The organism is Pseudomonas oryzihabitans, from assembly GCF_007665395.1.
Classification (GTDB): Bacteria; Pseudomonadota; Gammaproteobacteria; order Pseudomonadales; family Pseudomonadaceae; genus Chryseomonas; species Chryseomonas psychrotolerans_C.
Genome location: NZ_VDND01000011.1, coordinates 81,634 through 96,657 on the forward strand (window position 1 = coordinate 81,634; position 15,024 = coordinate 96,657).

Below are 15,024 nucleotides of genomic sequence, written 5' to 3' on the forward strand. Positions count from 1 at the left end.
CCATGGCAGAACTCGAACTCAGGGCCGTTTCCAAGAGTTGGAATGGCGGCAAGTCCCCGGTCATCCAGCCCCTCGACCTGCGGGTCGAGGATGGCGAATTCATCGTGCTGGTGGGGCCTTCCGGCTGTGGCAAATCCACCCTGCTACGGCTGGTGGCCGGGCTGGAGCGGGTCAGCGCTGGCAGCATCCATATTGGCGGTCGTGACGTGACCGCGCTGGAGCCCAAGGCGCGTCGCATCGCCATGGTGTTCCAGAACTATGCGCTCTATCCGCATATGAGCGTGGCCGAGAACCTGGCCTGGGGGCTGAAGATCGCCGGCCACGGCCGCGCCGAGATCGCCACCCGGATCAAGGAGGCGGCGCGCATCCTGGAACTCGACGGTCTGCTAGAACGCCGGCCGCGGGAGCTGTCCGGCGGCCAGCGCCAGCGGGTGGCCATGGGCCGTGCCCTGGTGCGCGATCCGGCGGTGTTCCTCTTCGACGAGCCGCTGTCCAACCTGGATGCCAAGCTGCGCGTGCAGATGCGCCTGGAACTGCAGCAACTGCACCAGCGGCTCAAGACCACCAGCCTCTATGTGACCCATGACCAGGTGGAGGCCATGACCCTGGCCCAGCGCGTGGTGGTCATGCAGGGCGGGGTGGTCGAACAGCTCGGCACTCCGGTGGAGGTCTACGAACGCCCAGCGAGCCGCTTCGTCGCCAGTTTCATCGGCAGTCCGGCGATGAACCTGCTGGACGGTCAGGTAAACGCCGCCGGCGGCCACTGCGAATTACCGGGCGGCCTGGCGCTACCCCTGGGCAGTGGCTATCGCCACCTGGCCGGTCGCCCGGTCTGTCTGGGTATCCGCCCGGAGCATCTGCAACCCGTTAGCGGACCGGAGCAGGGCCTGCCTATGCGGGTCCAGACCCTGGAAATCCTCGGCGCCGACAACCTGGCCCATGGTCGGTGGGGCCAGCAGCCGCTGGTAGTACGGCTGCCGCACCAGCAGCGCCCGGATCCGGGTAGCGTGCTGCAGCTGCAGGCACCGGAAGACCATCTGCACCTGTTCGATGCCCAGTCCGGGCAACGCCTCGACGCCCGCTACTGACCACACCGGCGGGCGGCATGGTTTCCCTCCAGCGTCCGGGGAGGGGATACTGCGCCTCTTTGCCGCTTCGACCCCCAGACTCATGGAAAACCTCCCGCTGTTCGACCTACCCCCCGCCGTCCCGGTGGAAAAGCCCTCAGCCAAGCGCGCCCGCAAGCCGGTCACCCGCGCGGGCCTGCGCCTGCTGCACACCTCCGACTGGCACCTGGGGCAGCATTTCCTCGGGCGTACCCGTGAGGCCGAGCACCGGGCGTTCCTTGGCTGGCTAGTCGCCCAGGTGGCTGAGCACGAGATCGACGTGGTACTGGTGGCGGGCGACATCTTCGATACCGGCACGCCACCGAGCTATGCCCGGGAGCTGTACAACGGCTTCATCGTCGCCCTGCGCGGCACCGGTGCCAGCCTGGTGGTGCTGGGCGGCAACCACGATTCCGCGGCGGTCCTGGCCGAATCCCGCGAACTGCTGGCCTGCCTGGATACCCGGGTGATCCCCTGCGTCAGTGAAACGCCGGCGGACCAGTTGCTGGAATTGCGCCGCCGCGACGGCGAAATCGGTGCGCTGCTCTGCGGCATTCCCTTCGTCCGCCCGCGCGATGTGGTGCAGAGCCAGGCGGGGCAGAGCGCCGATGACAAGCGTCAGGCGCTGCAACGGGCCATCCAGGGCCATTACGCCGAGTTGCATGCCCTGGCCGAGGCGCGGCGTACCGAGCTGGGCGGCGCCTTGCCGATCATCGCCACCGGCCACCTGACCACCGTGGGGGCCAGTGCCAGCGAGTCGGTGCGGGAAATCTACGTCGGTAGCCTCGATGCCTTTCCCACCAGCGCCTTCCCGCCGGCGGACTACATCGCCCTCGGCCATATCCACCGGCCACAGCGGGTCGGCGGCCTGGAGCACGTGCGCTACAGCGGCTCGCCGCTGTGCCTGAGCTTCGACGAGGAACGCGCCAAGGAGGTGCTGCTGGTGGAATTCGGCAACGCCCTGGAGCGGGTGACGCCACTGGCGGTGCCCTGTTTCCAGCCGCTGGCGGTGGTGCAGGGCAATCTGGAGACCCTGGGCACGGCCCTGGCGCAGGCGGCGGTCGACGGCAGCGCCGAGTGCCCGGTGTGGGCCGAGGTGGTGGTGGCCGGCGACGACTACTTGGCCGATCTGCAACCGCGCATCACCGCGCTGGTCGCCGAACTGCCGCTGGAGGTGCTGCGGGTGCGCCGGGCACGCAGCGCGGCGGCGCCTACCCTGCAGGTTACCCAACGCGAGACGCTGGAGGAGCTCAGCCCGCTGGATGTCTTCCAGCAGCGTCTGGCCGACGAGCAGCTGGACGACGAGCTGCGCACCCGGCTGGAAGGCCTTTACCGCGAGGTTCTTGGCGAGATGCCGGCCTGATCGCAGCGAAACGCTTCCATCGGACCGATTTTCTCGACCGGAACAACGCCCGTTTCCCCGGGGTCACCCTCCTACGTACCCGCCCTAGGAGGAGACCCGATGAACGACCTATCCCAACCCCTCGCCGCCACGCGCCACGCGCAGTCGACGCGACAGGTACCCAATGTCCAGGGCAGCGAGCGCGTTCTCTCGCTGCTGGGCGGTGGCCTGCTCATCCTCGGTGGTCTCCGCCGCGGCGGCCTGACCGGCTGCGTGAAGCTGGCGCTGGGCGCCATGGCGCTCAGCCGCGGGGTGCGCCAGCGCTGCGAACTCAAGGCCGCGCTGCAACCCTCGCCCTTCGAACAGGCCCTGGCCGAGCGCTGGGGCTGGCGCAATCCCACCGCCATCCAGCGCAGCGTCACTATCGCCAAGCCACGCGAAGAGGTGTTCGCCTACTGCACCGACCTGCAGCATCTGCGTGAACTGCTGCCCTTCGTCGACCGCATCGAGGCGGGCGCCGATGGCGACAGTCACTGGCACGCCACCGGCCCCCTGGGTCGTACCCTCACCTGGACCCTGGAGCAGAGCGAGCGGCGCGACAACGAATTCCTGCTCTGGAGCACCGTGCCCGGCACGGTGATGGCACATAAGGCCAATCTGACCTTCAGCGACGCGCCCCAGGGCCGCGGCACCCTGGTCCAGGCCGTACTGGCCTGCGAAGCACCCGCCGGCCTGCTCGGCCATGCCGTCACCGAAGGGATCAGCCGCTTCACTGGCAAGGCGGTCAACCTCGGCCTGCGTCGGCTCAAGCAGCAGCTGGAGACCGGCGAGATCGCCACCCCCGAAGTCACCCGCAGCGGCCGCCCACTGGCGCCGTCCCATCCGCCGGTCACCCGGCCGGCCGACGAACCCCAGGCTGACCTCGACGCCGGCCTGGGCACCCAAGCGAGGACCGAATAATGCGCGCGCTGACCTGGCAAGCCCCTAACCGTCTGCAGGTGGAAACCGTTCCAGACCCGGAAATCCTCAATCCGCGCGATGCCATCGTGCGCGTCATCATGTCCTCGGTGTGCGGCTCGGACCTGCACCTGCTGGGCGGCTACGTCCCGGCGATGAAGCCCGGCGACATCATCGGCCACGAATTCCTCGCCGAGGTCGTCGAGCTGGGCAGTGGCCTGCGCAATGGCGACCTGGCCATCGGCGACCGGGTGATCACCATCTCCATCATCGGCTGCGGTGACTGCGAGCACTGCCAGCGCGAGGACTACAACTGCTGCGACAACAGCAATCCCAAGCCCGAGTTGACCGACCTGGCCTATGGGCAGCCCTGCACCGGCATCTTCGGCTATAGCCACGCCTTCGGCGGCTACGCCGGCAGCCACGCCACCTACGTGCGGGTGCCCTATGCCGACGTCAACCTGTTCAAGGTGCCCGACGGGGTCAGCGACGCCCAGGCGGTGTTTGTCTCCGATGCCGTGCCCACCGGCTACTACGCGGCCGACCTGGCCGATATCCAGCCCGGCGATACCGTGGCGGTCTGGGGTTGCGGCGGGGTAGGGCAGATGGCCATCCGCAGCGCCTACCTGCTCGGTGCCGAGCGGGTCATCGCCATCGACCGCTTCAGCGATCGCCTGCAACTGGCGGCGCAGAAGGCTGGCGCCATCACCCTCGACTACGAGACCACCAATATCCACGAGGCCCTGCTGGAACTGACCGGCGGACGCGGCCCGGATCGCTGCCTGGATTGCGTCGGCATGGAGGCCCATGGCACCCAGCTGGACTACACCTACGACAAGACCAAGCAACTGCTGCGCCTGCACACCGAGCGCGGGTCGGCGCTGCGCCAGGCCATTCGCGCCTGTCGCAAGGGCGGCACGGTCTCGGTGATCGGCGTCTACGGCGGGGTGATCGACAAATTCCCCATGGGCGCCATCGTCAACAAGGCGCTGACCCTGAAGTCCGGCCAGCAGCCGGGGCAACGCTACGTAGAGCGGCTGTTCGAGCATATCCGGAAAGGCGAACTGGACCCTTCCTACCTGCTCACCCACCCGATGAGCCTGGAGGAGTCGCCCTACGGCTATGAGCTGTTCAAGTCCAAGGACAAGAACTGCATGAGGGCGGTGTTCATGCCCTAGGGGTAGTTCGCTCGCCCTGGGTCAGCGCCCGGTACTCTCGCGGCGACTGACCCAGCACCCGGCGAAAGGCGTGGCTGAAGGCACTGTCCGACAGATAGCCGAGCTGCGCGGCGATGGCCGAGACGGTCTGCTGGCCGTGGGTGAGGGCGGTGGTGGCTAGCAACATTCGCCACCGGGTGAGGTATTCCAGGGGCCCTAGGCCGGCACTGAGCTTGAATTTGAGGGCTAGGGTCGAGCGGGACATCCGCGCGGTCGCCGCCAGTTCGGCGACCGTCCAGCGGCGCGCAGGATCGGCGTGGATGGCGCGGATCGTAGGTGCCAGTTGGCCATCGGCCAGTACCCGCAGCCAACTGGGAAAGAGCTGCCTGGTATCACTCAGGTGCAAGCGCAACGCCTGTACCAGCATCAGCTGGCCCAGTTGCTGGACGGTCAGTTCACTGCCCGGGGCGGGTTGTGCCAGCTCACGGGCCAGCAGGGGCAAGGCCCAGCGCAACAGCGACGCCGGTTCCGAGTTGTGGCGGATGACGATTACCGGCGGTAGGCCCTCGAACAACAGCCGCGCATTGCTAGCGAAGCTGAAACGGCCACCCACCAGGAAAAACGTATCGGCACTGCCGTGGCGGGCAATGCCGGCGGGGGCGACGGCGTACAACGGCGCTGCAGGTGTCGTGGGCAGGCGCGGATCGCTGGCCAGGGCGAAGGCCAGGGGTTGGGTCAGCAAAAAGCAGTCGCCGGCTTCCAGGGCGACGGCATCGGCCATGCCCGCGACGTTCAGCCAACAACGGCCCTCGACGATGGCATTGAACTTGATCCCATCGGGTGGCGGAAAGCTCAGCGCCCAGTCCTGACCGGCCTGCAAACCGGCGAAAAGGGTGCTCCGCGGCTGCAGGGTGCTGAGTACGGAAGACAGGGGGTCCATGGCCAATCGGACGTTCTCGACAGAAAAGCGGATTATTCCGCATTCAATGCCGTTGTTACACCCGGGACACTAGGGGCCTGTCGCAACCGACCACGCGAGGCCTGCCATGCTCAGCCAATCTCCCCTGAATTCTCCCTTCGGCGCTCACTCCACGACCCAGGACGTCGTCCGTGGCCTCGACCTGTCCGGTGCTACTGCCCTGGTGACGGGCGGCCACTCGGGGCTTGGCCTGGAAACCACCCGCGCCTTGGCGGCGGCCGGCGCCCGGGTCATCGTCGCGGCCCGCGATCTGGAACGTGCGCGGGCGAGCGTCGGCGAGCTGCAGTCGGTCGAGCTCGAACGCCTCGATCTGAGCGATCTGGACAGCGTGCGCGACTGTGCCGCCCGTTGCTGCGCACGGATAGCGTCGCTGGACATCCTCATCGGTAGTGCCGGGATCATGGCTTGCGCAGAAACTCGCGTCGGGCCGGGTTGGGAAGCTCAATTCGCCACCAACCACCTGGGCCATCACGCACTGGTCAATCTGCTCTTGCCGCGTCTGGCGACAGGAGCCCGGGTGATCCAGGTATCTTCGGCCGGGCACCAGCTCTCCGCCATGCGCTGGTCGGATGTCGACTTCACCCAGCGCTATGACAAATGGCAGGCCTACGGCCAGTCGAAGACGGCCAATGCCCTGTTCGCCGTGGCGCTGGATCGCCTGGCCAGGTCGGCGGGGATCCGGGCTTTCTCACTGCATCCGGGCAAGATCTTCACGCCTTTGCAGCGGCACCTGACGCGCGAAGAAATGATCGCCGCGGGCTGGCTGGACACGAACGGGCTACTGGCCGATCCCTCGTTCAAATCACCCGCACAAGGCGCCGCCACCCAGGTCTGGGCGGCTACCTCGGCGCTGTTGACGGGCCTGGGCGGTCACTATTGCGAGGATTGCAACCTGGCCCCCGTGGTAGACGCCCCGACCGCGGACGCCACCGGCGTGATGCCCCATGCGCTGGATGCTGACGCGGCAGCTCGGCTGTGGGCGCTGTCGGCCCGGCGCACGGGCGTGAACGCTTTCGCCTGAGCCGAGGCTAGGCCCACCAGGTGGTCAGCGGCCGCACCAGCGCAGCGACCTTGTGTCCGCCGCTGCAACTGACCAGGGCCAGGGTGCCCAGGCCGACCAGCAGGGGCATGCCGAGAAAATCGAAGGGAGAGAGGGGCGAACGCACGGCGGATCCTCCTGGGAAACGCGGTTGTAGAGCGGTACCTTGCAGTTGAGAGCCGCAGCGGGGGCAAGTTCAGCGGTGGGCACGACCACAGGTCGAGTGGTCGGTTGGCATGGGCGAGCGGGCGCAACAATGCCAGAATCGGCGGTTAGCCGAGTCGTCCTGGAAAAGCCCGATGAAGATCCTCACCCTGCGCCTGAAGAACCTCAATTCCCTCAAGGGTGAGTGGAAGATCGACTTCACCGCCGAACCCTTCGCCAGCAGCGGCCTGTTCGCCATCACCGGGCCCACCGGGGCCGGCAAGACCACCCTGCTGGATGCCATCTGCCTGGCGCTCTATCACCGCACCCCGCGCATGAGCAAGGTGGGCGGCGACAGCAACGAACTCATGACCCGCCACACCGGCGATTGCCTCGCCGAGGTGGAATTCGCCGTGCGCGGCGAGCGCTACCGCGCCTTCTGGAGCCAGCGCCGGGCCCGGGATCGCGCCGACGGTGCCCTGCAGCCGCCCAAGGTGGAACTGGCCAAGCTGGATGGCAGCATCCTCGCCGAGAAGACCGGCGACAAGCTGCGGCTTACCGAGGAACTCACCGGCCTCGATTTCGAACGCTTCACCCGCTCCATGCTGCTGGCCCAGGGTGGCTTCGCCGCCTTCCTCGAAGCCAGCGCCAGCCAGCGCGCCGAGCTGCTGGAGGAGCTGACCGGCACGGCGGTCTATGGGCAGATCTCCCAGCGGGTGTTCGAGCGGGCGCGCGAGGCCAAGGGGGTGCTGGAGGGGCTGCGCCAGCGCGTGGCCGGCGTCGAGGTGCTGGACGACGAACGCCGCCAGGCACTGACCGTCGAGGGCGCCAGCCTGGCGGCGCGCGAGGCGCAACTGGGCGCAGAACTCCAGGCGTGGCAGGCGCAACGGCACTGGCTGACCGAATTGGAACAGGCGGCGACCGGCGCGCAGCAGGCGCAAGCCCGCCTGGCCGCGGCGCAACAGGCCTGGGAGGCGGCCGAACGGCAACGCCAGCGCCTGGCCCTGGCCGAACCGGCGGCGCGCCTGCTGCCCCTGGAACAGGCCTGGCGCGAGGCCGAGGCGGGCGAGCAGCGCAGCGGTGAGGAACTGACGCAACTCGACCAGCGTATCCAGACCCTGACGGGCCAGCGCGACACCGCCCTGGCCCAGGCCCTCGGCGCCAGTCTGGAACAGTGGCGCCAGGTCGAGAGCGAGCAGGCCGGTACCCTGGCGGAACGCCAGCAACTGGACGCCAGCCTGGCCGAGCGCAGCGCCCATGCCGAGTTGGGCGAGCGCCTCGGCGACTGGCGCAGCCAGCTGGCCCTGCGCGACGAAAGAGCTGAAGGCCTGGCCCGTCTCGCACGACGCCAGCAGGAACAGACCCGCCAGTTGCAGCTGCTGGCCGAGGAGCGGGAGGCCCAGCAGGTCGCGATGGCCCGGGCACGCGACCAGGCGAGTGCCGCCCAGGCCGCGGAACAGCTGCACCTCGAGCGCTGGCAGGCGGCCCTGGACGGCCGCGACGAAAAGGCCTGGCGCGCCCTCTGGCAGGCGGCGCTGGCACGCGTCAACGAAGTGGACCAACTGGATCAACTGGTCGAACGGCAGCGGCAGCTGCACACCCAGCTGGAGCGCCTGGCGCGCACCCAGGGCGAGCGCCAGCGCCAGCACGATGACCACCAGGTACGGCTGGATGCCCTGCGCGGTCGCTATCGCGAAGTGGCCCAGCAGGTACGGGAGCGCGACAAGCTGCTCGAACAGGAAAGGGTCATCCGCAGCCTCGAAGCCCAGCGCGCCGAATTGCAGCCCCATGAGCCCTGTCCGCTGTGCGGCTCGCGCGAGCATCCGGCGGTGGCCGACTACGCCGCCCTGGATGTCTCGGCTACCCAGACCGCCCTGCAGGAAGCCAAGGCCGAACTGGAACGGCTGACCCAGGAGGGCAAGGACCTCAGCGAAGCCCTGGCCGCCCTCAAGGCGCAGCTGGCGCAGACCGGCGAACAGCAGGCCGACGCCAACCAGCAGCTGGAGCAGCTGGCCGAACTCTGGCGCCAGCGCTGCGTCGCCCTGGGCGCCGATCCCGCGGCACCGGGCGCGGTGGCCGAGTTGCGCCGCCGCCAGGACGGCGAGCTGGCCCGCATCCAGCAGGTTCTCGCCACCCTGGATGGCCTGCGCCAGCAGGGCGAGGAGAGCCGCCAGGAGGCCCAGCGGGCGGCGCGCCAGCAGGCCGATGCCGAACAGCGCCTGGCGCTGGCCGAGGCGGCCTGGGAGCGCGCCCGCCAGAGCCTGGCCGAAGGCGCGGACGAGCAGCGGGTGGCCGAGGCGCAACAGGCGCAGGCGGAGCGTGAGCTGGCCGCGGAATTGGGGCGCTGGGGCCACGAGGTACCCAGCCGCGCCGCCGAATGGCTGGCCGAGCGTGACCAGGAGTGGCGTACCTGGCAGGCCGATGGCCGGCGCGCCCTGGAATTGCAGCAGCGCCTTAAGGACCTCGAACAGCGCCTGGCCACCCTGGCGCCGGTGGTCGAGCAATGGCGCAGCCGGGCGGCGGCGGTCGAGCCGGCCACGGTGGCGCCGGAGACTGCGGCCGCTATCCTCGCCGAGGCTACCCAGACCTGGGACGACTGCCGCGAGCAGGGCGCCGCGCTGCAGGGCACCCGGCAGTCGCTGCAGGAGCGCCGCGAACGCGAGGCACAGGCGGCCAGCGAGGCCGGCGTGCGGTGGGTGGAGGCGCTCGCGACCAGCGCCTTCGCCGATGGCGATGCCTGGCGTGCTGCGCAACTGGCCGACGCCGAGCGGAGCGCCCTGGGCGAGGAGCTGGCACGCCTCGATACCACCCTGACCGAAGCCCGCGCCCTGGCCGGGGCGGCCCAGGAGCGGCATGCCGCGCTGAGCGCCCAGCCCCGCACCGCGCGCAGCGCCGCCGAGCTAGATGCCGACCTGGCCGCCGGGACCGCCGAGCTGCGCACCCTTGGCCAGCGCCAGGGCGAGGTCGGCGCCGTCCTGCGCGAAGACGAACGTCGCCGCGACGGCTTGCAGGCCGTGCTGGTCGAGATCACCGCCCAGGAGCGCGACCACGACCTCTGGCAGCACCTCAATGGCCTGATCGGCTCGGCCGATGGCGCCAAGTTCCGCAAGTTCGCCCAGGGGCTCACCCTGGATCACCTGGTGCACCTGGCCAACGGCCAACTGCAGCGGTTGCATGGCCGCTACCAACTGATCCGCCGCCAGGCGGCCGAGCTGGAATTGCAGATCCTCGATACCTGGCAGGCCGATGCCCTGCGCGACATCCGCACCCTCTCGGGCGGCGAGAGCTTCCTGGTCAGCCTGGCGCTGGCCCTGGCGCTGTCGGACCTGGTCAGCCAGCGCACCGGCATCGATTCGCTGTTCCTCGACGAAGGCTTCGGCACCCTCGATGGCGAGACCCTGGAGGTCGCCCTCGATGCGCTGGACCAGCTCAACGCCGGCGGCAAGACCATCGGCATCATTAGCCACGTGGAGGCACTCAAGGAGCGGATTCCCGTGCAACTCAAGGTACGCAAGGGCGTCGGCCTGGGTCACAGCGGCCTGGAGCGGCGCTATGCGGTGGCGCAGGGCGCGAGCGAGTGAGCATTTTTTCTCACTTGGAGGTCGAAGCCCAGCGCCAAGCGATACGCCGAAACTGTTAACTTAGACCGGTTTCGCGTCCGCCTTCGCGCGGTGACGTCTTTTTCTCCAACCGGCCCGCTACCTACCATGTCCCAATTCCTTGCCGTCGGCCTGTTCGACTACGATCCCCGCCGCGCCGAATGGCGCGCGGATGCCGTCTGTGCGGCCATGCTGGAGCGGGACGCCGAAGAGCTCGCCCAGGGCCTGCCGCTGGCGGAGCTGCTGGCCGGCTTGCAGAGCCGCACCGCGCCACCCGAGGGATTGCTGCCCGCCCCGGGCGCGGTCTGGGAAGCCTGGCGCCACGGCGCCGACGGCAAGCCGCGCTGCCTGCAGTTCCAGCGCCGCGACGGCGGCGGCGTGCTGCTTGACGTCACCGCGCAGCGCCGACACGAGGCCGAGCTGTGGCAGGGCGAGGCCTTCAAGCGCAGCGTCATGGTCTGCAGCGTCGATTGCATCAAGCTGATCGATCTCGAGGGTCGCCTGGAATACATGAACCCGGGCGGTCTGGTGGTCATGGAGATCGATGACTTCATTCCCTTCCAGGGGCGCCCCTGGGCCGAACTCTGGCCCGAGGCCCAGCGTCCCGAGGTACTGGCCGCGCTCGACGCGGCGCGCCAGGGCGCCATCGGCCGCTTCACCGGCCTCGCCCCGACCGCCAAGGGTACCCGTCGCTGGTGGGACGTGGTGGTCACGCCGATCCTTGGGGATGACGGCCAACCCCTGCGCTTCCTGTCCATCTCCCGCGACGTCAGCGAGACCGTGCGCGCGCGCGAGGCGCTGGACGAACTCAATCGCCACCTCGAGGAACGCATCGAGGCGCGCAGCCAGGAACTGGTCGCGCTGGAAGAGGAATTGCGCCAGGCGCAGAAGATGGAAGCCATCGGCCAGCTCACCGGCGGCATCGCCCATGATTTCAACAACCTGCTCACCGGCATCGTCGGCTCCCTCGACCTGATGCGGCGCCGGGTCCAGCAGGGGCGCGTCCAGGAACTGGAGCGCTATCTGGACACCGCCACCCGCTCCGCGGAGAACGCCGCGGCCCTGACCCAGCGGCTGCTGGCCTTCGCCCGGCGCCAGGTACTCGAGCCGCGGCCGGTGGATGCCGGCCAACTGGTGCAGGGCATGCACGAACTGCTGCGCCACAGCCTGGGCAAGAAGATCCGCAAGGAGGTGCAGCTGGCCGACGACCTCTGGCTGCTGCACTGCGATCCGCATCAGCTGGAAAACGCCATCCTCAACCTGGCCATCAACGCCCGCGACGCCATGCCGGAGGGCGGTGAGCTTAGCATTCGGGTGGAGAACGTCAGCGGTCCGCTGAGCATCGGCCAGGGCGGCGAGCCGGTGGCCGGCGATTTCATTCGTATCCAGGTCTGCGACAGCGGCACCGGGATGGATGCCGAGACGCTGCAGCGCGCCTGCGAGCCCTTCTTCACCACCAAGCCGAGCGGTCGCGGGACTGGGCTGGGGCTGTCGATGATCTACGGCTTCGTCCGGCAGTCGGGCGGCCAGGTGGAAATCCATTCGGTGCTGGGCGAGGGCACCCGTATCAGCCTCTATCTGCCCCGGCTGCTCGCCGAACCGGAGACCCCCGTGGTGACGGTAGCTCCCCAGGGCCAGCTGCTGCCCGAGGTGTCCGGCGATTGTGCGCTGATCGTCGAGGAGGAGCGCGAGGTCCGGGTGATCATCAGCGAGGCCCTGGCCGAACTGGGCTACACACCCCTGGCCGTGAGCGACAGCACCACGGCCGTTGCCCTCATCGCCTCGGGCAGCCTGCGCATCGACCTGCTGGTGACCAGCCTGGGGCTCTCCGGGCTGGACGGCCGGCAGCTGGCCGAACAGGCCCGGGCCACTACCCCCGGCCTGCCGGTGCTCTACCTCTCCGGCCAGGCCGATCCGGCGAGCTTGCCGGAGCTGGCCGAGGAGGGCGTCGAGCTCATCAGCAAGCCCTTCGGCCTGGAAGAACTGGCCCGTTGCGTGAGGCGTCTGCGCCCGGACGTCTGAAGCCGCCGCGGCGAACTGTCGCGGCGGTCGGGGGTCGATCCTTTCGTGTCGCAACGTCCTTTGCGGCTGCTGTCGCCTCGACAAGAAAAGGAGCGCTTCATGAAACGCCTGCCACCTGCGCCGCCCGCGCGGATGCTCGCCCTATCCCTGTCCATCGCCTTTCTCGCCGCTTGCGCCCATGACGGCGACAAGCCGGAGACCCCCTCCTGGAGTTGGCGCGACGCCAGCAGCGCGCGGGTGGTACCGCCGGACCAGGCCTACCCCGAGCTGTTCACCGCCGTGCAGCAGGGCAAGTTGTTCACCGACCAGAAGCACTTCGTCGATGCGCTGCCCAAGCGCAATCCGGCTGACATCCGCCAGGACTACCTGGCCCAGCGCGACAAGCCCGGTTTCGACCTCAAGGCCTTCGTCAGCGCCAACTTCGAAGAATCCGATCCGATCAAGGCCGCACCGCCCAAGGCGGGCGCCGACCTGCCGACCCACATCAAGGATCTCTGGCCGGTGCTGACCCGCCATTACGAAGAGGTGCCGGCCTACAGCAGCCTGCTGCCGCTGCCCAAGCCCTATGTGGTGCCGGGTGGCCGCTTCCGTGAGGTCTACTACTGGGACTCCTACTTCACCATGCTCGGCCTGGCCAAGAACGGTCGCACCGACCTGGTTCGCGACATGGTGGACAACTTCGCCCATGAGATCGACGTCTACGGCCACATCCCCAACGGCAATCGCAGCTACTACCTGAGTCGCTCCCAACCGCCGTTCTTCGCCTACATGGTGGACCTGCAGGCCAGCCTGGAAGGCGACTCCGCCTATCGCCGCTACCTGCCGCAGCTGCAGAAGGAATACGCCTACTGGATGGCCGGGGCCGACGGTCTGCAGGCGGGCCAGGCCAAGGCCCATGTGGTCAAGCTGGCCGACGGCACCCTGCTCAACCGTTACTGGGACGCCAGCGATACCCCGCGCCAGGAGTCCTACCTGGAAGACCTGGCCACCGCGGCCCAGGCCAAGGGCCGGCCGGCCGGCGAGGTCTATCGCGACCTGCGCGCCGGTGCCGAAAGCGGCTGGGACTTCTCCTCGCGCTGGCTCGGCGACGGCAAGACCCTGGCGACCATTCGCACCACCGCCATCGCCCCGGTGGACCTGAACAGCCTGCTCTATCACCTGGAGCAGACCATCGCCAAGGCCTGCGACAAGACCGGCGAGGCCAGCTGTGTCCAGGCCTACAGCCAGAAGGCCAAGACCCGCCAGCAGGCCATCGACCGTTACCTGTGGAATCCGGCCGGCTACTACACCGACTTCGACTGGCAGGCCAAGCGTCGCACCGACAAGGTCAGCGCCGCCGCCCTGTTCCCGCTGTACGTGGGTCTCGCCAGCCAGAGCAGCGCCGACCAGACCGCCGCGACGGTGGCCAACCAGCTGCTGCGTCCCGGCGGCATCGCCACCACCACCGTCAAGACCGGTCAGCAGTGGGACGAACCCAACGGCTGGGCGCCGCTGCAGTGGGTGGCCGTGGACGGCCTGCGCCGCTACAAGCAGGACAAGCTGGCCGCGGACATCGGCAGCCGCTTCCTGACCCAGGTGCAGAACCTCTACGCCCGCGAGCAGAAGCTGGTGGAGAAATACGACCTCACCGGTGGCAAGGGCGGCGGTGGCGGCGAGTACGAGCTGCAGGACGGCTTCGGCTGGACCAATGGCGTGACGCTCAAGCTGCTCGAGCTGTACCAGCCGCAACCCAGCGCGCAGTGAGTCAAAGAGAAGGTCCGCCATGGCGGACTTTCTCTAGTCACGAGGTAAGTGGGGGCGTCTGGTGAAGCCTGAGCCTTGGCGGCCAACCCGTGAATCCGGTCCCACCCGCCATCGTAGAACCGCTCTCTCTCCCCTTGGGAGAGGGTTGGGGTGAGGGTACCCAACCTTCGATTGAGCCGAGGCTGCTTCATCGTTGAAGCCCAATCGTCGCAGCTCAACCTCCTCTTGCTGGGCTTCGCTCCGCTCAACCCAACCTACGGGGCTCCCTCTCCCCCTGGGAGAGGGTTGGGGTGAGGGCACCTACCCTTTGATTGGACCAAGGCTACTTCATCGTCGAGGCCCGATGGCCGCAGTTCAGGCTCACCTTGTTGGGCTTCGCTGCGCTCAACCCAACCTACGGACTACCACTCCCCCTCTCCCTCCGGGAGAGGGCCGAGGTGAGGGCAAACGCCCTTTGATTGAACCGAGGCTGCGTCATCGTCGAAGTCCACCGCCGCAGTTCAGCCTAACCTTGTTGGGCTTCGCTGCGCTCAGCCCAACCTACGGGCTACGGGCTGCCAGTCCCCCTCTCCCTCCGGGAGAGGGCCGGGGTGAGGGCAAACGCCACGCCAGTTCCCTACAGTCTAGGAGTCTAGAACCTCACAACGGATCCACTGGCGGCGCATCGTCTTCGTCGGCGGGCAACTCGGCGGGGTGCAGGCCTTCCGGATCCTCGTCCTCGGGCAGCGGCAGGATGGCGTTCATCAGCTGTACTCCGGGTTGCGCGGATTCTTCTGGGGCAGGCGCTCCTCGAGCGGGCGGTCATCCGGATCCTCGCCCACGGGCTCTTCGGGATCGGGGGCGATGTCCGGATCGATGTCCAGGTCGTCGGGGTTTTCCTTGATCTGATCGTTCATACGGGCTCCGCGAGTGAGGTGGTAAAGGTTTGGGCAGAGC

General features: G+C 68.5%; 11 protein-coding genes. 8 read left to right on the forward strand and 3 right to left on the reverse strand.

Translation table 11 applies throughout. The features are described 5' to 3' along the window. The first annotated feature begins 2 nt into the window (after positions 1-2). The 4 genes from FSV73_RS20205 to FSV73_RS20220 all read left to right on the forward strand — a co-directional run bounded on the left by FSV73_RS20205 (position 3) and on the right by FSV73_RS20220 (position 4,583). Positions 3-1,088: a sn-glycerol-3-phosphate import ATP-binding protein UgpC gene (locus FSV73_RS20205; RefSeq protein WP_145010494.1), complete on the forward strand. Its 1,086-nt coding sequence runs from the start codon at positions 3-5 to the stop codon at positions 1,086-1,088. 175 nt (positions 1,089-1,263) lie between these two features. Further along, positions 1,264-2,469: an exonuclease subunit SbcD gene (sbcD, locus tag FSV73_RS20210; RefSeq protein ID WP_145010749.1), complete on the forward strand. Its 1,206-nt coding sequence runs from the start codon at positions 1,264-1,266 to the stop codon at positions 2,467-2,469. Positions 2,470-2,568: 99 nt separating this feature from the next. Further along, the gene (locus FSV73_RS20215; protein ID WP_145010498.1) at positions 2,569-3,408 is read left to right on the forward strand and encodes an SRPBCC family protein; all 840 of its coding nucleotides are present in this window, start codon (positions 2,569-2,571) and stop codon (positions 3,406-3,408) included. Beyond that, positions 3,408-4,583: a zinc-dependent alcohol dehydrogenase gene (locus tag FSV73_RS20220; protein ID WP_145010500.1), complete on the forward strand. Its 1,176-nt coding sequence runs from the start codon at positions 3,408-3,410 to the stop codon at positions 4,581-4,583. The genes FSV73_RS20215 and FSV73_RS20220 overlap by 1 nt, the downstream gene beginning before the upstream one ends. On the opposite strand, the gene FSV73_RS20225 is transcribed toward FSV73_RS20220, so the two are convergent. Further along, complete coding sequence (locus FSV73_RS20225; RefSeq protein WP_145010503.1) at positions 4,573-5,502, reverse strand: AraC family transcriptional regulator; 930 nt, start codon at positions 5,500-5,502, stop codon at positions 4,573-4,575. The genes FSV73_RS20220 and FSV73_RS20225 overlap by 11 nt on opposite strands. Before the next feature lie 106 nt (positions 5,503-5,608). On the opposite strand from FSV73_RS20225, the gene FSV73_RS20230 reads away from it, so the two are divergent. Continuing rightward, complete coding sequence (locus FSV73_RS20230) at positions 5,609-6,562, forward strand: oxidoreductase (protein WP_145010506.1); 954 nt, start codon at positions 5,609-5,611, stop codon at positions 6,560-6,562. A 7-nt stretch (positions 6,563-6,569) separates the two neighbouring features. On the opposite strand, the gene FSV73_RS25615 is transcribed toward FSV73_RS20230, so the two are convergent. Then, positions 6,570-6,707, reverse strand: coding sequence for a hypothetical protein (locus tag FSV73_RS25615; RefSeq protein ID WP_186309300.1), 138 nt, complete (start codon positions 6,705-6,707; stop codon positions 6,570-6,572). 172 nt (positions 6,708-6,879) lie between these two features. Between FSV73_RS25615 and FSV73_RS20235 the strand changes: the two genes are divergently transcribed. The 3 genes from FSV73_RS20235 (at position 6,880) to treA (ending at position 14,088) form a co-directional block, all read left to right on the forward strand. Then, entirely contained in the window at positions 6,880-10,305 is a 3,426-nt protein-coding gene (locus FSV73_RS20235) for an AAA family ATPase (protein ID WP_145010509.1), read from the forward strand. Positions 10,306-10,431: 126 nt separating this feature from the next. Then, positions 10,432-12,345: a PAS domain-containing sensor histidine kinase gene (locus tag FSV73_RS20240; protein ID WP_145010511.1), complete on the forward strand. Its 1,914-nt coding sequence runs from the start codon at positions 10,432-10,434 to the stop codon at positions 12,343-12,345. A 99-nt stretch (positions 12,346-12,444) separates the two neighbouring features. Further along, on the forward strand, positions 12,445-14,088 hold the full coding sequence (gene treA, locus FSV73_RS20245) for an alpha,alpha-trehalase TreA (protein ID WP_145010514.1): 1,644 nt from the start codon (positions 12,445-12,447) through the stop codon (positions 14,086-14,088). Positions 14,089-14,831: 743 nt separating this feature from the next. Here the strand turns inward: treA and FSV73_RS25620 are convergent. Beyond that, entirely contained in the window at positions 14,832-14,984 is a 153-nt protein-coding gene (locus FSV73_RS25620; protein ID WP_186309295.1) for a hypothetical protein, read from the reverse strand. Positions 14,985-15,024 lie beyond the last annotated feature (40 nt).